At 68.2% G+C, this 24,699-nt stretch carries 21 protein-coding genes; 11 read left to right on the top strand and 10 right to left on the bottom strand.

What is annotated here, in order from left to right; translation table 11 throughout:
• Positions 1-90: 90 nt before the first annotated feature.
• Positions 91-1,470 (bottom strand): aldehyde dehydrogenase family protein, encoded by a 1,380-nt coding sequence (locus ABZX40_RS07000; RefSeq protein WP_355730843.1) that lies wholly within the window; start codon positions 1,468-1,470, stop codon positions 91-93.
• 1,080 nt (positions 1,471-2,550) lie between these two features.
• Positions 2,551-3,312 (bottom strand): gamma-glutamyl-gamma-aminobutyrate hydrolase family protein, encoded by a 762-nt coding sequence (locus tag ABZX40_RS06995; RefSeq protein ID WP_355730842.1) that lies wholly within the window; start codon positions 3,310-3,312, stop codon positions 2,551-2,553.
• A gap of 164 nt (positions 3,313-3,476) precedes the next feature.
• Between ABZX40_RS06995 and ABZX40_RS06990 the strand changes: the two genes are divergently transcribed.
• The 5 genes from ABZX40_RS06990 (at position 3,477) to ABZX40_RS06970 (ending at position 9,103) form a co-directional block, all read left to right on the top strand.
• The gene (locus tag ABZX40_RS06990) at positions 3,477-4,259 is read left to right on the top strand and encodes an alpha/beta hydrolase (RefSeq protein WP_355730840.1); all 783 of its coding nucleotides are present in this window, start codon (positions 3,477-3,479) and stop codon (positions 4,257-4,259) included.
• Positions 4,256-5,011, top strand: a complete 756-nt coding sequence (locus ABZX40_RS06985; protein ID WP_355730838.1) for an FCD domain-containing protein — start codon at positions 4,256-4,258, stop codon at positions 5,009-5,011. The genes ABZX40_RS06990 and ABZX40_RS06985 overlap by 4 nt, the downstream gene beginning before the upstream one ends.
• Before the next feature lie 736 nt (positions 5,012-5,747).
• Entirely contained in the window at positions 5,748-6,572 is an 825-nt protein-coding gene (locus ABZX40_RS06980; protein ID WP_355730836.1) for an SDR family oxidoreductase, read from the top strand.
• A gap of 6 nt (positions 6,573-6,578) precedes the next feature.
• A complete protein-coding gene (locus ABZX40_RS06975; RefSeq protein WP_355730834.1) occupies positions 6,579-8,210 on the top strand; it encodes an NAD(P)/FAD-dependent oxidoreductase in 1,632 nt (543 codons plus the stop codon).
• 161 nt (positions 8,211-8,371) lie between these two features.
• Positions 8,372-9,103: an FCD domain-containing protein gene (locus tag ABZX40_RS06970; RefSeq protein ID WP_355730833.1), complete on the top strand. Its 732-nt coding sequence runs from the start codon at positions 8,372-8,374 to the stop codon at positions 9,101-9,103.
• A gap of 60 nt (positions 9,104-9,163) precedes the next feature.
• On the opposite strand, the gene ABZX40_RS06965 is transcribed toward ABZX40_RS06970, so the two are convergent.
• The 8 genes from ABZX40_RS06965 to benA form a co-directional block, all read right to left on the bottom strand.
• Entirely contained in the window at positions 9,164-9,949 is a 786-nt protein-coding gene (locus ABZX40_RS06965) for an SDR family NAD(P)-dependent oxidoreductase (protein ID WP_355730831.1), read from the bottom strand.
• Between the two features lie 71 nt (positions 9,950-10,020).
• Positions 10,021-11,469, bottom strand: coding sequence for an APC family permease (locus ABZX40_RS06960; RefSeq protein ID WP_355730829.1), 1,449 nt, complete (start codon positions 11,467-11,469; stop codon positions 10,021-10,023).
• 912 nt (positions 11,470-12,381) lie between these two features.
• Positions 12,382-13,131, bottom strand: coding sequence for an SDR family oxidoreductase (locus ABZX40_RS06955; protein ID WP_355730827.1), 750 nt, complete (start codon positions 13,129-13,131; stop codon positions 12,382-12,384).
• A 648-nt stretch (positions 13,132-13,779) separates the two neighbouring features.
• Positions 13,780-16,569: an AAA family ATPase gene (locus tag ABZX40_RS06950; protein ID WP_355730825.1), complete on the bottom strand. Its 2,790-nt coding sequence runs from the start codon at positions 16,567-16,569 to the stop codon at positions 13,780-13,782.
• A gap of 33 nt (positions 16,570-16,602) precedes the next feature.
• The gene (locus ABZX40_RS06945; RefSeq protein WP_355730823.1) at positions 16,603-17,376 is read right to left on the bottom strand and encodes a 1,6-dihydroxycyclohexa-2,4-diene-1-carboxylate dehydrogenase; all 774 of its coding nucleotides are present in this window, start codon (positions 17,374-17,376) and stop codon (positions 16,603-16,605) included.
• Positions 17,373-18,413, bottom strand: coding sequence for a benzoate 1,2-dioxygenase electron transfer component BenC (benC, locus tag ABZX40_RS06940; protein ID WP_355730822.1), 1,041 nt, complete (start codon positions 18,411-18,413; stop codon positions 17,373-17,375). The genes ABZX40_RS06945 and benC overlap by 4 nt, the downstream gene beginning before the upstream one ends.
• Before the next feature lie 22 nt (positions 18,414-18,435).
• Positions 18,436-18,930, bottom strand: a complete 495-nt coding sequence (benB, locus tag ABZX40_RS06935; protein ID WP_355730821.1) for a benzoate 1,2-dioxygenase small subunit — start codon at positions 18,928-18,930, stop codon at positions 18,436-18,438.
• 8 nt (positions 18,931-18,938) lie between these two features.
• Positions 18,939-20,285 (bottom strand): benzoate 1,2-dioxygenase large subunit, encoded by a 1,347-nt coding sequence (benA, locus tag ABZX40_RS06930; RefSeq protein WP_355730819.1) that lies wholly within the window; start codon positions 20,283-20,285, stop codon positions 18,939-18,941.
• A 235-nt stretch (positions 20,286-20,520) separates the two neighbouring features.
• On the opposite strand from benA, the gene ABZX40_RS06925 reads away from it, so the two are divergent.
• The 6 genes from ABZX40_RS06925 to ABZX40_RS06900 all read left to right on the top strand — a co-directional run.
• The gene (locus ABZX40_RS06925) at positions 20,521-21,435 is read left to right on the top strand and encodes a LysR substrate-binding domain-containing protein (RefSeq protein ID WP_355730818.1); all 915 of its coding nucleotides are present in this window, start codon (positions 20,521-20,523) and stop codon (positions 21,433-21,435) included.
• Entirely contained in the window at positions 21,432-22,535 is a 1,104-nt protein-coding gene (locus ABZX40_RS06920; RefSeq protein ID WP_355730816.1) for an enolase C-terminal domain-like protein, read from the top strand. The genes ABZX40_RS06925 and ABZX40_RS06920 overlap by 4 nt, the downstream gene beginning before the upstream one ends.
• A 125-nt stretch (positions 22,536-22,660) precedes the next feature.
• Entirely contained in the window at positions 22,661-23,515 is an 855-nt protein-coding gene (gene catA / locus ABZX40_RS06915) for a catechol 1,2-dioxygenase (RefSeq protein WP_355730814.1), read from the top strand.
• A 5-nt stretch (positions 23,516-23,520) separates the two neighbouring features.
• Positions 23,521-23,805 carry a muconolactone Delta-isomerase gene (gene catC / locus ABZX40_RS06910; RefSeq protein ID WP_355731482.1) on the top strand — a complete coding sequence of 95 codons (285 nt, stop codon included), beginning with the start codon at positions 23,521-23,523 and terminating at the stop codon, positions 23,803-23,805.
• Positions 23,805-24,560, top strand: a complete 756-nt coding sequence (locus ABZX40_RS06905; RefSeq protein WP_355730812.1) for a CoA transferase subunit A — start codon at positions 23,805-23,807, stop codon at positions 24,558-24,560. The genes catC and ABZX40_RS06905 overlap by 1 nt, the downstream gene beginning before the upstream one ends.
• Positions 24,560-24,699: CoA-transferase (locus ABZX40_RS06900; protein ID WP_355731480.1), on the top strand; the 140-nt coding region annotated here is incomplete at its 3' end. The genes ABZX40_RS06905 and ABZX40_RS06900, both read left to right, overlap by 1 nt.

Raw genomic sequence — 24,699 nt, 5'->3', positions numbered from 1 at the left:
GGGGAGGTTCATGGCCAGTTCCCTGGGTTGTGGACGACGTGTTTCGGGTGGCCGCTCGGCCGGACGGACCGGTGAGGCGTGGTTCGTGCGTCACCGGTGCGCGATAAAGACGTTCTTCTCCTCGGTGAACGCCTTCGCCCCGTCCGGTCCGAGCTCACGTCCCAGGCCGGACTCCTTGAATCCGCCGAACGGCGTCCAGTAGCGAACCGAGGAGTGCGAATTGATGCTCAGTGTGCCGACTTCCAGGGACCTGGCCATGCGGAAGGCGCGGTCGAGGTTGTTCGTGAACACCGAGCCCGAAAGGCCGTAGTGAGTGTTGTTCGCCATCTCGATGGCGTCTTCCTCGGTGTCGAACGGCAGCACGGCGACGACCGGACCGAACACCTCTTCGCGCCACACTGCTGCGGTGGTGTCGCCCGGAACGATGACCGTCGGCGCCATCCAGAAACCCGGTCCGTCCGGGACGCTCCCGGTAAATGCGATCGAACCCCCCTCCAGATAGCGCGAGGCCCGCTCACGCTGGAGCTTCGAAATCATCGGGCCCATATGGGTGGCCTCGTCCCTCGGGTCGCTGACCCGGATTCCCTGGACGCTGGCGTGCAAATTGTCCATGAACTCGTTGTAGATGCTCTTCTGGACGAGGATGCGTGAGCGAGCGCAGCAGTCCTGGCCTGCGTTGTCGAAGACGGCCATCGGCGCGGAAGCCGCGGCCAGCTCGTGGTCACCGTCATCGAAGATGATGTTCGCGCTCTTGCCGCCGAGCTCCAGCGTGACCGGCTTCACCTGGTCTGCGCAGACCTTCATGATGCTCCTGCCGACCGGTGTCGAACCGGTGAAGCACACCTTGCGCACCAGCGGATGCTCGACGAGCCGCTGCCCGGCGATCGTCCCGCGGCCCGGAAGGACAGTGAACACCGACTCCGGGACGCCGGCCTCCAGGGCGAGCTCAGCCAGCCGCAGCGCGGTCAGCGGTGTGTACTCGGCAGGCTTGAGAACGACGGCGTTTCCGGCCGCGAGGGCCGGAGCGAACGCCCACGCCGCCAGTGGCATCGGGAAATTCCAGGGGACGATGACGCCCACCACGCCCATCGCCTCGTGGAAGGTGACGTTCGTTCCGCCCGGAACCGGAATCTGGCTGCCGATGAGCCGCTCAGGCGCCCCCGCGTAGTAGTTCAGGACGTCGCGGACGTTAGCTGCCTCCCACCGGGCATTGCCGATGGTGTGTCCGGCGTTCACGACCTCAAGGAGCGCCAGTTCCTCAACGTGCGCATCCACCACGCGGGCGAACTCACGCAGGATGCGCGCACGCTCGCCCGGAGCCACGCGCCGCCACTGCTGAAACGCGACGTGAGAGCGAGCCACCGCCTCGTCGATGTCGGGGGCCGAAGCCATCTCGACGGTGGCGACCTCCAGCTCCGTCACCGGGCTGACCACGCTGTACATCTCGTTGTCCGTCGCTGCGTGCATCATTCGATTGACTCCTGCTCTGTAGCGTCCCATTCGCTCAGCGGCGCGGCTGCCCTGGACGCCCAGGTCCGTTCGTGGGTGGGTGGTTCCGTCCGAACCGACAGCGGCCTTGTGTCCAGCCGCTCACCGGCCGACCCGACTCACTTAATGGGCTTTAGAATAAACCTTTAGGTCATTAAGCGGAAGAGGTCGCCCGCAGAGTCCACGAGAGGCTCATCCGGGCCCTCGACCTCGCGCCTGGACGCCCATGCGGGGCCCACGTCACCCTTAAGTCCCACACAGCCTGCGGGCACCGCGCCAATGGGGCCGAACGCCTTCGCCCGGACGGCCGCAGCGGCCTCGACGATCCGACGGGTGCGGGCCGGCAATCGCGCCGGCCAGGCGAAAGTACTGGTTCGCTGCCATGAGCACGGCGCCGAGAAGCGGGTGGGGGGTGCCCGTGGTGCCCGCGAGCTCACCACGTATGACGGGGGCGGCGCGAGGTTCTGCTCCGTCCGGTCATGCACGGCTGAGCAGCATCCCGTAGCGGCGATGGTGCGGTCGCGGGCGGGGGCCAGAGGGGGGCCGGCCGCGGTGAGCGCCGCGTCCACGGCGAAGCGCTGACGGCCGTGCCTCGGGGTGAGCTGCGCGGCGTGGCGCCACCCGGAAGCGGTGGCTCGATCCGCACCCACACCTCATCCGGCATGACCCAGGGACGCTGTTCACCCCTTTTCATGCGCGGGCCAGCAGACTGCCGGACTCACATGCACCAAGGGAGCACATGCCGCCTGGCCGGGAGTTCTCAGGCGGGCGCCGAAGGACGCGGCGACGGTCCGGCATTCGAACGCGCGGTTGAGTTCCTCCCCGGAAGCCGTCACGTCCCCAGGAGCTGTTTCTCATCGCCGACCACTCCCGGGGACGATGATGCTGCCACCTCGGCCCCTTCGGGAATCGACCTCGCCTGTACCGGCCAGGGCCGCGAGCGCCGCACGGGCAGTCCAGTCGTACGGGAGACCTGCGTTCGCCCCCGGGAGCAAGGCGCCGGTCAGCGTTCCCCCGTTCTCCTCAACGGCGCACCAACGGCATCCGGACGAGCAGAACGCGTCACTTCAAAGCGAGCCGGCCGTCTGGACGCGCGCCGGCGGCGGCCTTGACCAGTCCGACGAAGAGTTCCGCCATGCGCGGCTCTTCCGGATGGAACTGCACACCCAGCGCGAACGGGTTGTCCGGCCACTCGATGGCCTCGATCACCTTGTCAGCGACCGCGTGCGCCACGACACGGCCGCCTGCGCCCACCTCCGCGATGCCCTGGTGATGGTGTGAGTTCGTGCTCGCGGCCAACGCCATCCCGCAGCGAGCCAGGTGGCTGTCCGGATTCACGGAGATGTCGTGGCTGGTCTCGGGTCCGAGGCTCCCGGGCACCGGGCGGTGCTCACCGTAACCGGCATCGAGGAGGTGCTGGTGCAGCGTCCCGCCGGTGGCCACATTCATGATGTGCAGCCCCCTGCAGATTCCGAGCATCGGAAGACGCGCCTCGAACGCGGCTCGCACCACTGCGAGCTCGAACTCGTCGCGGAGCTCGCTCGTGTCTTCCATGCGGTCGGAGGGGAGTGCGCGGTATCGCGCCGGAGCCACGTCCACACCACCCGGGATCAGGATGCCGTCGACCCCCGCGAGCGCCTGCCGGGGGTCAAGCCCCGGAACTGGCGGGAGGACGACGGGGAGGCCGCCCGCCTCCACGACGGCGTCAAGGTAGGTGCCGGCCACCAGCACAGCGTCCCGTGGCGCCCAGTACCCCCAGGCGGCCTGAGTGGCGACACCACAGACCGCGATGCGCGGACGCCACTCAATAGGTTCAATGTTCATACCATTAGACCCTACGACCCTCCGGCATGTCGTGCAAGTTGACGCGGGTCGGCCGCGCCCATATTTTTTGGTCTAAGGGCTCTTCCAAAGAGCCGGAGGACCGGAAGCCAGCTCGATCCGCCGCACTCCGCACACCGGCGACGCCACACCTCAGGAGCAGCAAGGTGACCGAGTTCATCAAGACCCCACGCGGGACCTTCGCCTACAAGGTCAGCGGGAACCCGGAAGGCAAACCCCTGGTCTTCGTCGGAGGTCTCGGCGCCGACAAGAACAGCTGGGACGAGGTGCTCGACGGGTTCAGCCGGTACCGATGCATCAGTTTCGACAATCGCGGCAGTGGCGACAGCCCCACCACCCCCGGCCCTTACACGATCACCCAGCTCGCCGAGGATGCGCACGCAGTCGTCACGGCCCTCGGTGTCGCGGGCGCTCCGGCCGTCGGCTCCTCGATGGGCGGGGCCATCTGCCAGGAGTGGGCTTTTTTGTACCCCGACGACATGTCGAAGCTGGTTCTCACGAACACATGGTCACGCACTGATTCCTACGGACGGGTCCTGTTCGAGCATGTGGCGTTCCTGGCCGCCGAAGGACACGCCGCAGCCGTCAGCGACGCGGCGTTGCTCTTCTCCTTCAGCCCCGACTTCATCCGCACCAACCCGGCCGTCACCCAGGAGGCCCGCGCAGCGGCGTCGCTGGACATGATCGGCTTCGAGGCAGCGGCCCACGCGTGCCGCAACCACGATTCCCACGACAAGCTGGACAGCATCCACCATCCGACGCTCGTCATCGCCGGACTGCGGGACATCGTCACGTCCCCGTGGCACTCAGAGGCCATCGTCGCCGAGATGCCGAACGCATCCCTGATCCAGATCGACGCGGGTCACTCTGTCTGCGGCGAGAGACCAGACGAGTGGGCCTCGGTGGTATCGAGGTGGCTGGCCGGATGAACCGTACTGCGGAGACGATGATGGAAGACGACAACACCCTCAGCCCAGTCCGTCAGATCGCGGCCCACGAGCTGGTCGTCGAGCAGATCCGGCGTTCCATCGAAATCGGCCAGTTCCTGCCGGGGGACCGGCTGCCGCCCGAGCGTGAACTTGCCGAGACCCTCGATGTCTCGCGGACCACCGTGCGTTCCGCCATTGCCGTCCTGGAGCGCGAGGACATGATCTCGGTGCGCCGCGGGCGCGGAGGCGGCTTCCTCGTCCTGGAACCGACCTACGACCTGGCCGCGACGCGGCAGCGCCTCCAGAGGGACCGAGCCGCCATGCAGGCCGCGTTCGAGTTCCGCGTCATCGTCGAGAGCGGCGCGGCCCGGCTGGCGGCCGAGCGGCGCCTGGAGGAGGACCTGGCGCCGCTGTCACAGCTCGTGGACCGCATGCGCGAGACGATCGAAGGCGCCCGGCAGGAGACGAGGAGCACCCACCTGCACGAGTACAACGTGCTGGACTCCTCTTTCCACCTCGGGATCGCCCAGGCTTCAGGCAGCAGGCACCTCGCGCGGGCGGTCGATGAGAGCAGGCGCAGGATGTTTCTGCCGGTCGGCGCCATCTTCGGCCGTATCGACTCGGCCGGCGATGAGGCCCATGCTGAGATTCTCGCCGCGATCGAGGCGAAGGACAGCGAAGCATCCGCGCGGCTGATGACCGAACACATCAGCCGCACCCGAGAGACGTTCGAGGCCTGGCTCAACCGCTGAACACCGCTGCCGCGACCCCGGGGGCGGGGTGCGGCGCGGTCCCAGCGCTCCATGACAGGGCGGCGGGCCGGCCACTCACGGCCGCGTCCTTTCCGGCGCGAGGACGCCCTGAGCACACATGCGGCCTCGTACCGCTCAACAAGCGCCGACGGGCACATGCCGGCCGGCAGACGACAGGTGCCCCTGCGGTTCCAGGTGTACCCGGACAGCTGAGCCGCCCCGCGACCAGAAGCCGCGCCCGGACATCCAGCGACGATCCCCGGTCAGTGACCGTCTCCGTCCCGGTCAGGATCTCATTCGTTCCACCTCGCCCCGTCGCGAGCCGCGACGGCGGGCCTCCGGACCGAGCGACGTGCAGAGCGCATCCCGGTTCGCGGCGCCGGAGGTGCCGGGCGGGGGACGCTCCTCCAGGGGCGTCCCGGTAGCGGCAGCCCATTCCTCGTGGCAGCGGCTCGCCCCCCTGGACGCCAGAGATCCCATCGATAGGCCGTTGTCGTACCGGTTCGGCGGCGACGCCAGAACGGCGCTTCCCGGCGCTCGCCGCACCCCGGCCACGCGAGCCGGCGCAGACCGCCCAGACACACCTCCGGGCCGGCCCTCGGCAGGGCATTGAACGCCGCGACCTTATTGGTCTAAAGTCTCTACCATCAGTCCACTGGTGAAGGTCCACGCAGACGACCCGCGGCAGAGCGACGAGCGGTCCCGCGGATTCGCCCTGCCCGAGGAAGGAGTTCAGATGAAAACGTTCGACGACAAGGTCATCGTCATCACTGGCGCAGCTGGAGGCATCGGGCGGGCAACCGTCACCGCCCTCAAGAACGAGGGGGCAACCGTCGTCGGCATCGACCTGGTGAAAGCAGACAACACCGGAGCCGACTCCTTCCTCGTCGGGGACCTCACCGACGCCGCCCAGGTACAGGCTCTGTACGCCGAGGTCGCGGATCGCTACGGCCACATCAACGGGCTGTTCAACAACGCCGGCACCCTCCTCCCCGAGGACGGGTCCATCCTCGACATGGACGCCGACGATTTCGACCGGGCACTGCGCGCGAACGTCCGCAGCGTGTACCTGTGCTGCCAGTCCGGCATCCCCTATCTGCTGGCGGCCGGCGGCGGGTCCATCGTGAACACCGGTTCACTGGCCGCCACCCTCGGCTCTGCCGTCTCTCAGCTCGGTTACGCCGCAAGCAAGGGCGCGGTGGTGACCATGTCCCGCGAACTGGCCATCGAGTTCGCGCTCAAGGGAATACGGGTCAACACGCTCAGCCCCGGGCCCATCGACACCCCCATGATGCGCGGTTTCAACTACACCCCCGCTGAACTCGAACGGCGCATGGTTCACATCCCGCCGCGACGCTACGGAACACCCGAAGAGATGGCCGGCGCCGCCATGTTCCTCCTCAGCGACGCGTCGAGCTACATCAACGGGATCGACCTCAGGGCCGACGGAGGCATCTCCGCCGCCTACGTCACACCCGAAGAACAGGGCACCCCGTCGCCGCAGACCACTCCCCCAGCCCGCAACGGCGACCTGCCGGACACCAGCCACTTCGGAGCGTGATGAGCAATGACCGAGAGCAATGACACGCAGAAGTACGACCTGCTCGTTGTGGGCGCCGGCTTCTCAGGCTTGTACATGATTCACCAGGCGCACCGGATGGGCCTCTCCGTCCTCGCCATCGATCGAGCCGACGACGTGGGTGGCACCTGGTACTGGAACAGGTACCCCGGCGCCCGGTGCGACATCGAGTCCGTCGACTACTGCTATTCGTTCTCCCCCGAGCTCGTCGCCGACTGGAACTGGTCCGAGCGGTACGCGACCCAGCCCGAAATCCTCTCCTACCTCCAGCACGTGGCCGACGTCTTCGACCTGCGCAAGGACATCGAGTTCGGCCGTGAGCTGATCAGCACCCACTGGAACGAGGCGGACCGGACCTGGATCACGACCCTGGACAACGGCACCGATGTCGTCAGCCGCTTCGTCGTCATGGCCGTCGGCAACCTCACCTCTCTGAACGCGCCGGACTTCCCGGGCCTCGACACCTTCAAGGGCCGGACGTTCCACACCGGCACCTGGCCGCACAAGGCGATCGACTTCTTCGGCCGCCGCGTCGCCGTCATCGGCACCGGCTCCTCGGGCATCCAGACCATCCCGAAGGTCGCCGAGCAGGCTGATCAGCTCTACGTCCTCCAGCGGACGCCCAACTACTCCATGCCCGCCCGCAACCGTCCGCTGTCCGACGAGGAACGCGCCGTCATCAAGGCGGAGAACCATCACCGCAAGGCCCGCTCGAAGAGGAACGAGAGCGGCATCCCTTCCATGGCGGCGACCACCGCCACCTCGGCCGTCGATGACGGCGAGCGGCAGAACCGCTACCAGGAGGGCTGGGAGCGCGGCGGCGTCATGGCGCTCACCGGATGCTTCAACAACCTCTTCGAGAGCGAGGAGGCGAACATCACGGCGCAGGACTTCGCCCGGAGCAAGATCCTGGAAATCGTCGAGGACGCGGAGACCGCCAGGAGACTGCTGCCCAGCCACCACATCGGCACCAAGCGGACCTGTGTGGACACCGACTACTACCAGACCTACAACCGGTCCAACGTCGAGCTCGTCGATGTCCGTGAAGACCCCATCGTCGGGATCACCGAGAACGGCATCCAGACCCGCGACCGGCTGCTCAAGGTCGATGACATCATCTTCGCGACCGGCTTCGACGCCATCACCGGTGCCCTGACCGCGGTCGACATCCGGGGCGTGGGCGGCCTGACCATCCAGGAATCCTGGTCCGCCGGTCCCCGCACCTACCTCGGTCTGCAGATCTCCGGGTTCCCGAACCTCTTCATGGTCACCGGGCCGCAGAGCCCGGCGTCCCAGTCGAACGCGGCCCTCGCGATCGAGCACCATGTGGAGCTCATCTCCGAGGCCCTGGCGCACATGAAGGAGAACAGCCTCGACCGCATCGAGGCCTCCGTCGAAGCGCAGGACGACTGGGTCGCGCATGCACTTGAGGTCGCCGAAGGCACGCTGTACCTCAAGACGACCAACTCCTGGTACCACGGGGCGAACATCCCTGGGAAGCCGAAGGCGTTCCTGCCGTACGTCGGCGGGGCGGCGAAGTACCGGAGCATCTGCCAGGACATCTTCTCGGACGGGTACCGCGGCTTCGAGTTCGCCGGGCCCAGCGACCCGCCGGCCTGACCCGGTTCCGGGCCCCGGAGGTCGACGAGACACTCAACAACCGACGAGCGGCCGGGCATCGTGCCCGGCCGCTCGTCGGTTCAGTGGGCGAACCCGCCTCGCGAGGAAATCAGCATCAGGACAGGCGTTGGAGTATCCTGCGTTTTGCTAGGAGGTAGGACGTGCCCGAGAAGACCGGTCTTCAGCCCGTGCGGCAGATCGCTGCTCACGAGCTGGCTGTTGAACAGATCCGGCGTTCCCTGGACCTCGGCAAGTTCCGGCCCGGCGAACGGCTCCCCGCGGAGCGCGACCTGGCTGAGATGCTCGATGTCTCCCGAAACACCGTCCGCGCCGCAGTCGCCGTCCTCGAACACGAGGGCCGTGTGTCCGTCCGGCGTGGACGCGGTGGCGGGTTCCTCGTCCTTGAGCCCGCGCTCGACCGGGCGCAGCTACGGTTCGACCTGAAGCGCAACGAGGCCGAAGTCCGTGATGCTTTCGACTTCCGCGTCATCGTCGAATCCGGGGCAGCGCGCCTGGCCGCCGAACGCCGTCGCGCCGCCGACATGCCGCGCCTCGCGAAGCTGGTGAGGCAGATGGGTGACATCGTCGAGCGTGCACGGCACGTGGACTCGCCCACCCACATCACCGAGTTCAAGCTTCTCGACTCCGCCTTCCACCTCGGCATCGCCCAGGTATCCGGCAACGACCAGCTCGTCGAGGCTGTGGCCCAGGTGCGCAGCCGTATGTACCTGCCGGTCAGCGCGGTCTTCAGCCACATCGACCTCAACGCGAACGACCACCACTCCGAAATCCTCGCCGCCATCAGCGACAAGGACCCGGACCAGGCGGCTGCCCTCATGACCGCCCACATCAACGAAACCCGCGACGCCCTCCAAGCGCTCCTCAAGCTCTGACGTACGTTCCCGTACGAGGACCCTGGAAGCGCAGCCGTCGACCGTGCTCCGCGGGCGGCCTCAGACGCCGCCACCGCTCACGGTGATGACCTCGCCGCTCACAGCAGAGGCCAGAGGAGACGCCAGGTACACGAAGGCGTCCGCGACCTCATGGGACTGGACGAGCCGGCCCAGCGGGATGCCGTCGATGATTCCGCTACGGGTTTCCCCCTCCGACTTGCCACTGCGCTGTGCCTGAAACGGCATGAACGTATCGAGCAGCGAGGTCTCCACGAACCCCGGAGCCACGGCGTTCACCCGAATCTGGTCACGGCCGAGTTCCTTGGACAGGGCCTGAACCATCCCGACGACCGCGAACTTCGACGCGCAGTAGGCCGACATGAAGGCAACACCGGCCTTGCCGGCCAGCGACGACGTCGCGAGGAGCTGTCCTCCGCCGGCGGCTCGCAGGTGCGGAATCGCGTGCACGAACGAGCTGTAGACGCCTGAGACATTGATACGAAGTGTGCGTTCGAACGATGCGGTGGGCGTCGTCTCCGCAGCAGCCAGGGGCCCGACACCAGCGTTCGCCACGACCACATCCAGGCCGCCGAAGCGCTCCGCGGTCCTGTCGATCGCGGCCTTGACCGCGGCATCGTCAGCGACGTCGAGCGTGATGCCGAACGCGTCGAAACCGGCATCTGTCAGTGCGCTCGCCTGAGCGGCAGCACCCCCGCCATCGAGGTCGGCGACAGCAACCGAAGCGCCCTCCTCTGCGAAACGCCGCGCAGTTGCCGCACCGATTCCCTGCGCGGCTCCGGTGACGAACGCACGCCGTCCTTCGAGCAACCCTCGACTGGTCATCATCAGTTGCCTTCCCGAATTGTCCCGACGGCCGTGTGCGGCCGTCGCTGAGCGTTACTGCCGTGCCCGATACGTCAGTTTTCGAGCATCTTCTCGTAGGCCTCTGGCCGCCGGGCCCTCGCGAGCGCGAGAGAACCAGCGCCCAGGGCGAACACGATCGCCGCGAGAACGAAGATGATGTTCGCCGGCTTCTGTCCGCCGACCAGGAGATCGAAGTTCTCGATGACCTTGTAGAGGGTGAACCCGAGCCCCAGAAGCGACAGCACCGGAGCGATGACCGCGTTCCACACGGGATGCGAGGCGCGGTTCCGCTGGTGGAACAGGACGACTGCAGCACTCGTCAGGAACATCAGAGAGATGATGCCGAGAGTGGCCACGCCGGTGAACCACGGATAGATCTGCGTCAGCGGGTCGACGCCGCCGATCGCCAGGCCGGCGATCGCCGTGAACGAGATCGCGGTGACGACCACGGACGCCTTCGACGGTGCGAGGTGCTTCGGGTGCACCTCACCCAGAACCTTGGGCAGCACACCACCGTTCGAAAGGTTGAAAATGTAGCGTGCGACGACGTTGACGAACGTCAGGACGCCGGCAACGAAACTGGTGACGATAAGAATCGTGATGACGTCCTTCATCGCAGTTCCGATGTACTCGACCGCAACGTTGTTCACCGCGCTCCCGGGGTCGGCGCTGATCACCGAGAGTGCCTGGCCCGGTCCGATGCCGATGGCGAGACACCAGGCGGTGAATGCGTAGACAAAGCCGATGAGTGCAACCGCGATGTACGTAGCGCGCGGGATCGTGCGCTCCGGGTTCTTGGCCTCGCTGCGGAACACGGCAGTGGCCTCGAAACCGATGAACCCGAGGAATGCGAAGGTCAGGCCGAGTCCCGGTGCGCCGTCGAGCATCTTGGTGACATCGAGCGGAGATGCGCCGATACCGCTGTGACCGCCCTGCGCGAAGATCGCAAAGTCAACGATCAGCACAACCAAGGTCTCCAGGATGAGCAGGACGGCGAGAAGCTTGGCGCTGACCTCAATGTCTCGGTAGGCCATGAAGCCCGCGAAGACAACGAGGAGGAGCACACACACCCACCACTTCGCGTCGATGTTGAGGTACTCCTTGGAAGCCGCTGACGCAACAACACCGAAGTACGCCAAGGTTCCGATCAGAAGTACGGAGTAGGAGACGAGAGCGAGCGCCGCCGCCCCGGCGCCAGGGATCTTTCCGAGCCCAGCCTGAATGTAGGAGTAGAACGCACCCGCATTCTGAACATGCCGGCTCATCAGCGTGAAGCCGACAGAGAAGAGCCCGAGGAGGATGCCGGCGGCCACGAAGTACAGCGGCGACACCGGGTTCCCGCTGGCCGCGAAGACTGTCGGCACCACGGCAACGCTGGTTGCGAGCGGCGCCGCGCCCGCGACGACCATGTAGACGATCGACGCAACGCCAAGCCTGCGGTCCAACTGAGGGTCGTCACCCCGGGTTGCCGGAGAGGTACCGGACGCACCGGTAGTTGTCATCTGCTGCTTCTCCCTGTTCCTGCACGTGGCCGAGACAATGGGCTCGTGCTCCCGGGCCGCCAGATCGTGCCTTCGAGCCCGTCCCCGCTGTCTTCGCGTGGTTGCTCCAGGCGACACGAACTAGCCAGGTTGATCGGCTTCCGGACCACGTGGCCACAATTCAGTTGCCGGCGACCAAGAGCGGAGGAAATCTCCAATGGTCGAATCTTCAGGTCTTTAATCCCCCGTGTCAACGGTTTCGGCCAGAAAAATGTGACAGATATCCTACTGAATGTCCGAGATCAGACTTGTCCCCCCGGCCTTGAGATGGTGGGGCATCGGGCGGCGCGGGCCGTCTCCCAAGCAGCGAAACGCGTCCGTGCAACCGCCGGTCCATATGTGTCACGGGACGGACGAGCATGTGCCGCGAGCAGGGCAGCGCTATCACGAATGCCCTGATCCGATGCCGGGTCAGCCTCGCCCGGCAGGTTCGCGCGCACCCACCACCGGAACGGTGTGAGTGACGCCTTGAGCTTCCGCTCGTCACGCGGGCGCCGATGGATCGTGGTGGCCGTGGCGGTCTCCATCACCTGCTTGACAGGGGCAGGAGCGGCACCGGCTTCCGACAGGTTCCACCACCCGCAGATGAGCAGGCGGTACGCCGAACTCGACGGTCACCACGGGACGTTGGCAGACCCGGCATCGGACCCGGCATCCGAGAGACAGGCCCCAGGAGGAACGGCCCAAGCCCCCCGGGCGGCTCACGCCGTCTTCGACAGGAGTCACTCGCTCGGCAGGATCAGCCCGATCGCCCCGAACAGCGATCGGACACACCGGCCGCTGCCGCATACCAAGGTGTCCACGCTTCGGGCGAGAAACCCTTCGACGAAACCGCCCCGAAGAGCTGGCACACGGGCACCTGGCCCTCTCTCACTACGCGACCCTGATCATCAAACCGCCATCCACAACCAGATCGATACCCGTCACGAATGACGCATCGTCCGAAAGGAGATAGCAGGCCGCCTGGGCGATGTCGGTCGGGAGTCCGAGACGGCCCAGGGGCGCACGCTGTTCCATCGCAGTGCGCCGACTGGGGTCTGCTTCATAGATGTCCGAGATCATCGGGCTCAGCACCGCGCCCGGACAGATCGTGTTCGACCGGATGCCTTCAGCGGCGTGGTTCATCGCGATTCCGCGCGACAAGCTGATCAATGCCGCCTTGGAGACCTGATAGGCGTCCCCCGGTCCATCCGATGTGCGAAGCCCGGCAAGGCTCGCCATGTGGACCATCGAACCTGACCGCTGACTCCGCATCACAGACAGTGCCGCACGGGCGAACAGCATCGGGCCGTTCAGGTTGATGTCGATCATGCGGTGCCAGACATCCAGCGATAGGTCCGCAACCGATCCGTCACGGTCGAACCAAGCGACTCCGGCCGCGTTGACCAGGTAGTCGAGGCGGCCGGTGACCTCCATCGCAAGACCGACCGCATCGCCGGCCGTTTCGGAGCGACTGACATCAGCTACGAGAAAGTGCACGGGTTCCGGCAGCTCGGCCGGCCGCTCCTTGAGGTCAACGGCTACGACACGGACGCCTCGCTCCGACAAGCGCTTCGCAATGGCCAGGCCGATGCCTCCACCCGCCCCGGTGACAAGTGCGGTTCGGCCTTCCATCGGCGTCATGTCGACCTTCCGAGCACGGACCGCGCCGAGTCGGGCCTGCCATGGCGGTCCAAGCCGATCAGGGTATCGGGCACTGGTCCTCTTTCCAGTCGTAGAAGCCCCACCCGGAACTCCGGCCGAGGTCACCGCAGGTCATCATGTCGATCATGAGTTGTCGCGGCTCGGAGCGCGAGCCGAGCTGGGTGCCGGGTAGCGCGCGATGCCGGGCCGTACGTCGATCCCGACGAGAGCCGGACGGCCGTGGCCGCGTGTCATCGTCGCGCCGAAGTCCTCCGCCGCGGCGCCCCCGTCCTCGACCCTGCGGACCGCCTGGAGCCCGTGGGCGAGGCCGAGCCGGGCTGCTGGCGAATCGAGGGGTGGCAGGGACCACGACCGGCGCTCCCCACGGCCGCGTCGCGAATCCGGGACGGGTGCGATCGGCGATCACCGCCCCGGTGAGGGTACTCGTCGGCGCCGGGTTGAGGAAGTGCAGGCGGGCAAGGCGTTCGGGATGGCGCAGCCCGTCACCGAGCGCACCCGGGCCAGTCGAACGCGGCAGCGGGCCCGCCTCGAACGGGGGGACTCCACGGTCTCGGATGTTCCCTGGCGGCAAGGGGCATGGCATCGTCCATGCAGTGGTGCGCGCAGGCCGGTCGGACCGCGAGGTCTTCAGTCGGCCGACAGCGAATCCCTGAACTGCGCGGCGAGTTCACTGCGGGAGCGGACGCCCAGCTTCGCGTACACATGCGTCAGGTGGTACTGCACGGTCTTGACCGAGATGAAGAGTTCCAGTGCCGTGTGCTGGTTGCTGGCGCCGACGGCGACGAGCTGGGCCACGGCCCGCTCCTGCGGGGTGAGCTGGGCCAGGCCCGAGGTGAGACGGCGGGGGCTCAGTCCACCCGCCTGGAGCTCGCGGTCGCAGCGCGCCACATAGGTGTGGGCGCCGAGGGTGGCGTAGGCGTCGCGGGCGTTGCGCAGGACGGTGTCGGCCTCGCGGCGTTTGCCCGCCCGGCGCAGGGTCTGTCCGTAGGCGAAGTTGATCCTGGCGCGGTCGTACGGCAGCGGCAGGTGTTCCAGCAGGGCCAGGGCACGCTCGAACTCCCGGCGGGCGGCCTCGATGTCACCCCGCGCGGCGATGAGCCGGCTGCGGGCGAGGCCGTTGCGGGCCTGGGCGGAGCGGTGGCCCCGGCGGGCGGCCAGTTCCTCGTACGGTGTGAGGAAGGTGTCGGCCTCGTCCAGGCGGCCGATCACCACGAGGGCGTTGGCGTACACGTCGGGCCAGGGCCAGAAGCCGGGTTCGTCGACGGTCTCCCGTTCGGTGAGCTGGACCACCGGTGAGAGGGCCTCGACCACCCGTTCGTAGTCGCCCCGTGCCTCGGCGACCTGGGCGCGAGCGAGGCACGACGGTATGAGCATGACCTTGTAGTGGTGGAGGCCGGCGGCGGCTTCGTCCACCTGCCGGTCGGCGTCGTCCCAGTCGCCGCGCAGAGCGTGGATCTGCGCGCCGGTCCAGTGCACGAGCGGGCGGACCAGCTCGATCCGCACTTCCGCGAGCCGTGCGGCGGCACGCTGCACGGTCTCCAGCGCTTCGGGCCAGGAACCCAGCGCGAACTGGGTGCGGGCCAGCCATCCCTCGGCCCACAGGGAGATACGGGTGGAGCCCATGCGGAAGCCGGTCGGTACCGCCGCTTCGAGACGGGAGCGGGCGGCTTCGGGAGCGTCCAGGGCGAGGTCCACCCAGCCACGGCCCAGCTGGAACCGCTGGGGCTGGGCGCTGCCGGGCATCTCGGCCCCGGCCGTCTCGTACGCGGCCAGCGCCTCCTGGGGGCGGCCCATCGCCGCCAGGCCCAGTCCGAGCACGGCCTCCGACTCGATGGCGGAGGGGTCGTCCGGGTCCGCGGCGAACTCGATGGCCCGGCGGGCCCAGTCGACCAGATCGCTTCCGTCCCAGCGGCCCAGGGCGTCCAGGACGCGCCGCTGGCAGATCCTGGCCATCAGCTCGCGGTGGTGCTCGGGGTCGCAGCGTTCCCAGCCCTGGGTCAGGAAGGCGTCCGCCTCGGCGGGCCGGCCGCGCATGATGGCGAGGTAGCCGAGAACCGTGTCACGCAGGGCACCGGCCGGGAAACTCTGTAGTTCGGCCGCGAACGCGGTGGCCTGGGGCACGTCGCCGGCCCCGATCATCGCGTCGACCGCGCGGAGCAGCCGGTCCTCCCGGGTGGCCCGTACCCCGCTCAGGCGTCCGGCCCGGACCAGGGTGTCCGCCACCGCCGACCACTCCCCCGCCTGCGCGCGTTCAGCGGCGTACAGGTCGAGTTCCCCGGCGAGGGCCTCGTCCGTCCTCGTGGTGGCGGCCACGCGGTGATTCAGCCGGCTGCCGGGGTCCTCGGTGATCTCCGCGGCACGGAGGTGCAGCGCGGCACGCCGTGTCAGGTCGATGCCGGTGAGGACGGCGGCACGGACCAGCGGGTGGGGGAACGCCAGCAGGGCGTGGCCCGGCTCGGCGGTCGTGGTCAGCAGGCCGGCCGTGCGTGACTCGTCCGTGGCGGGCAGCGGGCTGTCCAGACCCGCCAGGAGGGAGGCAGCGCTCAGCGACGTCTTCTCCCCCAGGACCGCGCACGCCTCGACCAGGGACCGGGCGGCCGGACCGCAGCCGGCCAGGCGGTGACGGACCGTCGCCGCGTAACGGGTCGGCGCGGGCAGTTCGGGGCGCCAGTCCTGCCATGTCGCTGGGGGAAGCTCACGCAGCAGCTCGGTCGCATACCGGGGGTTGCCGCGGGTGTGGTGGCACAGATGCCGGGCCGCGGGCAGGTCGAGGGCGAGTCCGGCCAGGCCGTGGGCCACGTCGCGTATCTCCTGCGGGGTCAGCGGCCTGGGGCGCAGTGCGTCGCCCCGGCAGCCTTCGAGGAAGTCCAGGGTGCGCAGGGCGGACGCGGACGGCGCGGCGCCCGGACCCGGTGCGTCGTAGGTCTCGCGGGGATCGTCCCGTGCGATCAGGATGACGAGAACCCGCTCCTGGGACATGAGGCGCACCGCGGAGCGCACCGCGCGCAGGCTCTCCGCGTCCGCCCAGTGGGCGTCGTCGACGACCACGATCAGCGGTTCGCGCTGCTGGTGGGAGGCCCACTGGCGGTGGAGCAGCCGGCCGGTGGTGAGTGTGGCCTCCGGTGCTGTCGGGGCGGGCAGCGCGAGGGCGCTCCCGCCGCGGTGGACGAGCTGGCCGGCGATGCCCAGCGGCACCTCGCACTCCCAGGAGACACCGGCGACGCGGTACACGCCCAAGGCTCCGTCGTGCCCGGCCAGCGCTTCTTCGACGAGTGCCGTCTTGCCGATCCCGGCCGGGCCCTCCAGGAGGAGCAGCCCGGGACGACCGCGAAGGGCGTCGCCGATCGCGCGGGCCAGCACGGCCATCTCGTCGTCCCGTCCGACGAGACGGGGCCGCTGATCAGGGTGAATGCCCATGGGATCGCACGCTAGCATCACCGGCCGGGCGGGTCATCCGAGGTCTCCGCCGGCGACGGGCAGTACGGTGCCGGTGATGTACGAGGCTTCGTCCGACGCCAGGAAGCAGATCGCGGCTGCCTGCTCGTCCAGCGTGCCGTACCGCTTCATGAGGGACGAGGCGATCGTCTGGTCGACGACCTGCCGGGCCCAGGTCCGTTCCTGGTCGGTGCCGGGCTCGGGACCGCGGGCGACACGGCGGTCCGGGGCGTCCGTGCCGCCCGGCGCGGTGGCCACCACCCTGATGCCGTACGGTGCCGTCTCCAGGGCCAGTGAGGCCGTGAGGGCGTTGATGCCGCCCTTCGCCGCCGCGTACGGGACGCGGTGGATGCCGCGGGTGGCCACCGAGGAGACATTGACAATGGTGCCGCCCTGGCGTGCGATGAGGTGCGGGAGCACGGCACGGCAGGTCCACAGGGTGGGGAACAGGGATCGCTGGACCTCGGCCTGGATCTCTTCCGGGGTGTAGTGCTCGTACGGCTTGAAGCGGATGGCGCCGCCCACGTTGTTGACCAGGACGTCGATCCGGCCGAGCAGTTCCAGGGACGCTGTGATGGCTGCCTGTGCGCCCTGGTAGGTCTCCAGGTCGGCGAGGACCGCGCGGGCGCCGAGATCCTTCGCCGCGTCCCGGACCGTGTCGGCGCGGTCCACCAGCACGACCTGTGCGGACTCGGCGGCGAGCCGGCGGGCCACCGCAAGGCCGATACCCTGCCCGGCGCCGGTGACGACGGCGGTCCTTCCAGCGAACCGGCCTGTGTGCACGCTCATGCCGCCTCCGCCGTTGCGAGCGACGCGACGGTCGCGGCCGGGGTGAACTTCTCGTAGTGGAAGCCCGCCGGAGCGACCCCGAGGGCCGCGATCCGGTCGCGCACCGCCTCCACCATGGCCGGCGGTCCGCACAGGTACACCTCCGCGCCACCGTCGTGGAGGGTGCCGGCGTCCATGAGTCCGGTGACGAAACCCTTGTTGCGGGCGGTGCTCGACGCGTCCGCCACGCAGTGGTCGAAGGTGAAGCCGGGAAGGGTCCGCAGGTAGTCCTCCAGGGTGTCCAGATGGACGAGGTCCTGGTCGGTGGTGACGCCGTAGATCAGATGGACCGGGTGCGCGGGCGGACGCTGGGCCATCCGCTCCAGCATGGACAGCAGGGGTGCGAGGCCGGTGCCGCCCGCCAGCAGCAGGACGGGACGGGTGGGTTCACGGAGGTAGAAGCTGCCGATCGGGCCGGTGAATTCGATGCGGTCGCCCACTCTGGCGCGCTCGCCGAGATAGGTGGACATCGCGCCCCCCTCGACGATCCGGACGAGAAAGGACACCTGCCGCCCGCCGGGCCCCGAACTGAAGGAGTACGAACGGGTCAGGTCCGTGCCCGGGACGGCGATGTTGACGTACTGGCCGGGCAGGAAGTCCAGCCCCGCCCGGTCGTCGACGTCGAGGGTGAACTCGGCGGTGGTGGCGGAGAGGCGCCGGAGGGAGGTGAGGGCGGCGGTGTGCCGGACGGCGGCGGTCTTCGCGGCGGCGGACGAGGACGGGATACGCAGGACGAGGTCACTGTGCGGGGTCATCTGGCAGGGCAGACAGTAGCCGCGCCCCGCCTCCTCCTCGGTCAGCGCCTCGTCGATGTAGTCGCCGCCGTCGTAACTGCCCGACTCACACCGGGACTTGCAGGTACCGCAGGCGCCGTCGCGGCAGTCGAGAGGGATGTTGATGCGGGCCTTGTAGGCGGCCTCGGCGACGGTCTCGTGCGGACGGCACTCGATGAACCGGGTGACGCCGTCCTCGAAGTTCAGGGCGACCTGGAAAGGCATGGGGTTGCTCATTTCGAGGTGGTCAGACGTGGTAGATGTCGACGACGTGATGCACGTAGTCGTTCTTGAGGATGACCCTCTTGCTGCGGATCAGCGGCTCGGGGCCGGTGGTGTCGAGCCGGTACAAGGACGTGCCGAAGTAGGTGTCGGTCGTCTGGTAGCGGTAGTAGAGCGTGAACCAGTTGAAGCGCACGTCGAGCAGGTCGCCGTCGCGGCCGGTGATCTCCACATTGGTGATGTTGTGGCCGGTGCGCGGCTCGGGCAGGCTGGTCGCGCTGGAGCGGTCGGTGCGGATACGGAACACCCGGTCCTCAAGACCTGCCCGGCTCGGGTAGTAGACCAGGGAGATCTCGCGTTGCGGGTCGCGGGTGAGTTCGTCGTCGTCGGCCCAGGCCGGCATCCAGAACTCGGCCTCGGGGTGGTAGCACTCCAGCCACTTCTCGAACTCGCGGTCGTCCAGATGCCGGGCCTCGCGGTAGAGGAACCGGCGGACCGCCTCCAGTGTCATCTCACCCATGGCCGTGGTCACTTCGTCACTCCCAGAGCGTCACGCAGGGTCTGGCGCCAGTAGCCGTGCTGGATGGGGTAGAGGCCCTCGTCCTCGGTGCGCACCCCGCTGACGAGGGGGGTGATGCCGATCTTTTTGGCGTCCTCGTCGGGACCGTCGAGCTGGTGCACGGCGCCGCGGCTGAGGTCGTTCCAGGGCATGGACTCGGCCAGGTAGGTCTTCTGGCAGGAGCGGAACTCCTCCAGATCGTCGGGGGTGGCCATACCGGTGGCGTTGAAGAAGTCCTCGTACTGCCGGATGCGGCGGGCCCGGTCCTCGGCCGGCTCGCCCTTGGGGGCGATGCAGTAGATGGTGACCTCGGTCCGGTCGACCGAGAGGGGCCTGAAGTGCCGGATCTGGGAGCTGAACTGGTCCATCAGATAGACGTTCGGGTAGAGGCAGAGATTGCGGGAGACGCCGATCATCCAGTCGGCCTTCTCCGGGCCGAACTCGGCGGCCAGCTCGTCCCGCTTCCCGTACAGCGGACGGTTCGTCGGATCGAGCCACTTGGTCCACAGCAGCAGATGGCCATGGTCGAAGGAGTAGAAGCCGCCCTTCTGCTTGGACCAGCCGCCCGCGTCCATCGTCTTCGTCTCGTTCTTCGACTCGCCGGAGGTACGGCGGGCCTGGGTGGCGGCGTAGTTCCAGTGGGTCGCGGAGACGTGATAGCCGTCGGCGCCGTTCTCCGCCTGGAGCTTCCAGTTGCCGTCGTAGTGGTACGTCGAGGAGCCGCGCAGGACCTCCAGACCCTCCGGGGACTGGTCGACGATCATGTCGATGACGACGGCCGCGTCACCGAGGTGCTCGGTCAGGGGTTTCACGTCCGGGCTCAGGCTGGCGAACAGGAACCCCCGGTAGTTCTCGAACCGGGCGACCTTCTTCAGGTCGTGCGAGCCGTCGGTGTTGAACTGCTCCGGGTACCCGGCGTCGCGCGGGTCCTTCACCTTGAGCAGCTTGCCGCTGTTGCTGAAGGTCCAGCCGTGGAAAGGGCAGGTGAACGTCGTCCGGTTGTCGGTCTTCCGGCGGCACAGCATCGCGCCGCGGTGACTGCACGCGTTGACCAGACAGTGCAACTCACCCTGTTTGTCACGGGAGATGACGACGGGCTGCCTGCCGATGTAGGTCGTGAAGTAACTTCCGATGTCCGGGATCTGGCTCTCGTGCGCGAGATAGATCCAGTTCCCCTCGAAGATATGTCTCATCTCCAGCTCGAAGAGTTCCTCATCGGTGAAGACGCTCCTGCGGACCCGGTACACACCGCTGTCCGGGTCCTCCACGAGGGCGTCCTCAAGGATGGTCCGTGCGCGGCTGAAGTCATCGGCCATGATCCCGTCCCTTTCGCTCGACCGGGCCGCCGGACGGGCCGGCCTCGTCACCAGTGCCTTTCAGCACCATGACAGCGACATGAAGAGTCGGCCCCAGACAATCCCCCAGGGTTGACCCAGGGGGGTATTGATATCCCGTACGTCTCAATACGATGCCATCAAGTATTTGTGCCGTATGGGGTTCGATTCCTACGCTGGAGCACATTCGAGGCCCCCGAGGAAAGGGGTCGGCCCGATGGAGCTCCGAAATCTTCGCTATTTCCTGGCAGTCGCCGAGACCTGCCATTTCGGAAAGGCGGCGGAACGGCTGCACATGGCACAGCCGCCGCTGTCCCAGGCGATCCGCCGCCTGGAGCGGGAACTCGGGGTGGACCTGTTCGTCCGCACCACCCGTCAGGTCGTCCTGACCGGTGCGGGCGAGGTGTTCCGCACCGATGTGGAACACATCCTCAAGGCAGTCGACGAGGCGGTGGCGAGGGTGGGACGCCTCGCCACCGGTGTGGAGGGGGTGCTCCGGGTCGGCCTGACGGGCTCCGCCTCGTACCGCCAACTGCCCGTACTGGCACGGCTGCTCAAGCGGGAGATGCCGCACGCGATGATGGAGGTGCACACCGAGATGCTCACACCCGCCCAGGAGTCGGCGCTGATCGAACGGCGGCTCGACGTCGGTGTGCTGCGCCCGCCGATCCGCCAGGAAGGCATCACCCATCGGGCGCTGGCCGACGAGCCGCTGGTCGCCGTCGTACCGAGCGGACACCGGCTCGCCGGGGCCGACCTGGTCCGTATCGGGGACCTGCGTCACGAGGACTTCATCATGTACGGGGCCACCCTCGGCTCCGTGGTCAATGACGCGGTCGTCCGCACCTGTCTCACCAGCGGCTTCTATCCGCACTGCGCGTACGAGGTCACCGAGACGTCGGCCGCCCTGGCCCTGGTCGCCGCCGGTCTGGGCATCGCCGTCCTGCCGGACTCCATCCGCTCCGCTCCCCGCGAGGGCGTGCTGTGCAAGGCCATAGAGGGCGCGGACGCCCCGTCCGTTCCGCTGGCCCTGGCCTGGCGCACGGACGATACCTCCCCCCTGCTGCATCACCTCCTGACGGTGCTGGAGCGCAACGGCATCTTTCTTCACGGAATCGAAGGAGTGGCATGAAGATCGTCGGGATCGAGGCGATACCCTTCGCCATTCCCTACGCGAAACCACTGAAGTTCGCGAGCGGTGAAGTCCACGTCGCCGAGCACGTCCTGGTACGGGTGCACACCGACGAAGGGCTGACGGGGACCGCCGAAGCACCACCCCGCCCCTACACCTACGGCGAGACCCAGGAGTCGATCGTCGCGGTGATCGAGAAGATCTTCGCGCCGCAGATCCTCGGGCTGACCCCACTGGAACGGGAAGCCGTCCACGAGCGTCTCGACCGGACCGTCGGCAACCCCGCCGCCAAATCCGCCCTCGACATGGCGCTGTGGGACATTCTCGGCCAGGCAGCGGGCATGCCGGTCTCCGGGCTGCTCGGCGGCTACACGGACCGCATGCGGGTCAGTCACATGGTCGGCTTCGCCCCGGTCGGGGACATGGTCGCGGACGCCATACGGATCAGGGACACCTACGGCATCACCACGTTCAAGGTGAAGGTCGGCCGCAAGCCCTACACCGAGGACGTCGCAGCCTGCCGCGGCCTGCGCGAAGCGCTCGGCCCGGACATCGACCTCTACATCGACGGCAACCGGGGCTGGAGTGCCTCCGATTCCGCGCGGGCCCTGCGGGAGATGGCCGACCTCGGTCTGACCTTCGCCGAGGAACTGTGCCCGGCCGATGATGTGCTGTCCCGCCGGTGGCTCGTGCGGCAGAGCACGGTCCCCTTCATCGCCGACGAGAGCGCCACCAGCGCGGCCGAGGTGACCCGGGAACTCCTCGGCGGCTCGGCCACCGCCATCAGCATCAAGACCGCCCGCACCGGTTTCACCGGCTCCCAGCGCGTGCTGCACCTGTGCGAGGGCCTCGGAGTGGAGACGGTGCTGGGCAACCAGATCGACGGCCAGATCGGCACCCTGTGCGCGGTCGCCTTCGGCGCGGCACACCGCTCCGCCGCACTGCACGCCGGTGAACTGTCCAACTTCCTCGACATGACCGACGACCTGCTCACCGAGCCGCTCACCATCGAGTCCGGCACCCTGCACATCCGCGAAGGCGCCGGACTCGGCATCGACATCGACCCGGACAAACTGGCGCGCTACCGCCTGGACACCTGACGCCTCATCGGCGCCTCCAGTACCTCCTCACGCCTGACGCCTCATCGGCGCCCAGTACCTCCTCACACCTCACACCTCCGGCATCCCCTCCTCAGACGCATCCTCCAAGGGACGGAAGACAGACCATGACCGACATCACCACCGAACGGGCCACCGCAGCCGCGTCCGGCGCCGCCGCCACCGAGCAGTTCCGCACCAGACAGGGCGCGGGGACGGCCGACGTCGACACCAAGCGTGTCGACACCCTCGTCACCGAGCTTCTCAGCGCCGCACACGACATCATCCGCCGCCACAAGGTCACCTACGCCGAGTACGACGCCCTCAAGGCATGGCTCATCCGGGTGGGCGAGGACGGCGAGTGGCCGCTCTTCCTCGACGTGTGGATCGAGCACGTCGTCGAGGAAGTCGCTGCGGAGAATCGGGAAGGCAGCAAGGGCACCATCGAGGGCCCCTACTACGTTCCCGGCGCCCCGGCCCTCGACGCACGGGCGACGCTGCCCATGCGCGAGGACGAGAGGGGCACCGGCCTGCTCTTCCAGGGGCAGGTGACGAGCGTCAGCGGTGCCCCCTTGGCCGGGGCCACCCTGGAGATCTGGCAGGCCGACGCCGACGGCTACTACTCGCAGTTCGCCCCGGACCTGCCGGAATGGAACCTGCGCGGCACGGTCAGCGTCGACGGCGAGGGCCGCTTCGGGATCCACACCGTCGAGCCGGCGCCCTACCAGATACCGACGGACGGATCCTGCGGCAGGCTGATCGCCGCCGCGGGCTGGCACGCCTGGCGCCCCGCCCATCTGCACCTCAAGGTCACTGCTCCCGGACACCAGCCCGTGACCACCCAGTTGTACTTCAAGGGCGGCAGCCATGTCACCGACGACATCGCCTCCGCCGTCAAACCCGAGCTGATCCTCGAACCCGGCCTGGCCGCGAACGGCAAGGACCGCGAAGTCACCTACGCGTTCGTCCTCGACAGGGCGTGAACACGGTGCTGTTCGCGGTGCGCATGGACGTCGATCTCCCGCCCGATCTCGACTCCGAGGTCCGCGCCGACCTGCTGACCCGGGAGCGGGCCTACTGCCAGACCCTCCAGAAGTCCGGCGAGTGGGCGCACATCTGGCGATGCGTCGGGCAGTACGCCAACATCAGTGTCTTCGACGTCCAGGACAACGAGGCGCTGCACCGGATCCTGTGGAACCTCCCGCTCCACCCCTATATGACCATCGAGGTCACACCCCTGGCACAGCACCCGTCGGATCTGGCGGCAGGCTGATGGACAAGGTGGTCGCCTCGGCCGCGGTGGCGGTGGGTGATGTGCCGGAGGGCGCGTCGCTCGCGGTGGGCGGTTTCGGGCTCAGCGGGGTGCCGAGCACCCTGATCCAGGCGCTGTACGAGCGCGGTACGGGCGGGCTGTCGGTGGTGTCGAACAACTGCGGTGCGATGGAGTCGGGTCTGGCGGTGCTGCTGGCTGCGGGCCGGATCGCGCGGGTCACGGGGTCGTACATCGGGGCCAACAAGGAGTTCGCCCGGCAGTATCTGGCCGGGGAGCTGGAGGTGGAGATGATCCCGCAGGGCACTCTCGCGGAGCGGCTGCGTGCCGGGGGTGCGGGGATTCCCGCTTTCTACACTCCGGCCGGGGTGGGCACGCAGGTCGCCGAGGGCGGGCTGCCGTGGCGCTACGACGGGTCCGGCGGGGTGGCGGTGGCGTCCCCGGCGAAGGAGGTCCGGGAGTTCGACGGCGTCGGGTATGTGCTGGAGCGGGGGATCCGTACCGATTTCGCGCTGGTGCGGGCGGCCCGGGGTGACCGGCACGGGAATCTGGTGTTCAGCAAGGCCTCCCGCAACTTCAACCCGCTCGCCGCGATGGCCGGGAAGACCGCCGTCGCGGAGGTGGAGGAGCTGGTGGAGCCCGGGGAGATCGATCCGGACGCGGTGCATCTGCCCGGCATCTTCGTGCAGCGGGTGGTGGCGCTGACCCCGGGGCAGGCGGCGGACAAGAAGATCGAGCGGCGGACGGTGAGCAGCTGATGGCCTGGACCCGGCAGGAGATGGCCGCGCGGGCCGCGCGTGAACTGGAGGACGGGCAGTACGTGAATCTGGGCATCGGGCTGCCGACGCTGATCCCGAACCATCTTCCCGAGGGGGTGGAGGTCGTCCTGGAGTCGGA

The organism is Streptomyces sp. NPDC004610, assembly GCF_040609715.1.
GTDB lineage: Bacteria > Actinomycetota > Actinomycetes > Streptomycetales > Streptomycetaceae > Streptomyces.
This window is presented reverse-complemented; position numbering and strand designations above follow the sequence as displayed.

Bases quoted from the DNA above. Each gene is read 5' to 3' on its own strand.
- ABZX40_RS06945 (WP_355730823.1), bottom strand. From the start codon at position 17,376: ATGAGCGTGCACACAGGCCGGTTCGCTGGAAGGACCGCCGTCGTCACC.
- benA (WP_355730819.1), bottom strand. From the start codon at position 20,285: ATGGCCGATGACTTCAGCCGCGCACGGACCATCCTTGAGGACGCCCTC.
- catA (WP_355730814.1), top strand. From the start codon at position 22,661: ATGACCGACATCACCACCGAACGGGCCACCGCAGCCGCGTCCGGCGCC.
- ABZX40_RS06905 (WP_355730812.1), top strand. From the start codon at position 23,805: ATGGACAAGGTGGTCGCCTCGGCCGCGGTGGCGGTGGGTGATGTGCCG.
- ABZX40_RS06995 (WP_355730842.1), bottom strand. From the start codon at position 3,312: ATGAACATTGAACCTATTGAGTGGCGTCCGCGCATCGCGGTCTGTGGT.
- ABZX40_RS06980 (WP_355730836.1), top strand. From the start codon at position 5,748: ATGAAAACGTTCGACGACAAGGTCATCGTCATCACTGGCGCAGCTGGA.
- ABZX40_RS06920 (WP_355730816.1), top strand. From the start codon at position 21,432: ATGAAGATCGTCGGGATCGAGGCGATACCCTTCGCCATTCCCTACGCG.
- ABZX40_RS06960 (WP_355730829.1), bottom strand. From the start codon at position 11,469: ATGACAACTACCGGTGCGTCCGGTACCTCTCCGGCAACCCGGGGTGAC.
- benB (WP_355730821.1), bottom strand. From the start codon at position 18,930: ATGGGTGAGATGACACTGGAGGCGGTCCGCCGGTTCCTCTACCGCGAG.
- ABZX40_RS06985 (WP_355730838.1), top strand. From the start codon at position 4,256: ATGAACCGTACTGCGGAGACGATGATGGAAGACGACAACACCCTCAGC.
- ABZX40_RS06950 (WP_355730825.1), bottom strand. From the start codon at position 16,569: ATGGGCATTCACCCTGATCAGCGGCCCCGTCTCGTCGGACGGGACGAC.
- ABZX40_RS06925 (WP_355730818.1), top strand. From the start codon at position 20,521: ATGGAGCTCCGAAATCTTCGCTATTTCCTGGCAGTCGCCGAGACCTGC.
- ABZX40_RS06975 (WP_355730834.1), top strand. From the start codon at position 6,579: ATGACCGAGAGCAATGACACGCAGAAGTACGACCTGCTCGTTGTGGGC.
- benC (WP_355730822.1), bottom strand. From the start codon at position 18,413: ATGCCTTTCCAGGTCGCCCTGAACTTCGAGGACGGCGTCACCCGGTTC.
- ABZX40_RS06965 (WP_355730831.1), bottom strand. From the start codon at position 9,949: ATGATGACCAGTCGAGGGTTGCTCGAAGGACGGCGTGCGTTCGTCACC.
- ABZX40_RS06955 (WP_355730827.1), bottom strand. From the start codon at position 13,131: ATGACGCCGATGGAAGGCCGAACCGCACTTGTCACCGGGGCGGGTGGA.
- ABZX40_RS07000 (WP_355730843.1), bottom strand. From the start codon at position 1,470: ATGATGCACGCAGCGACGGACAACGAGATGTACAGCGTGGTCAGCCCG.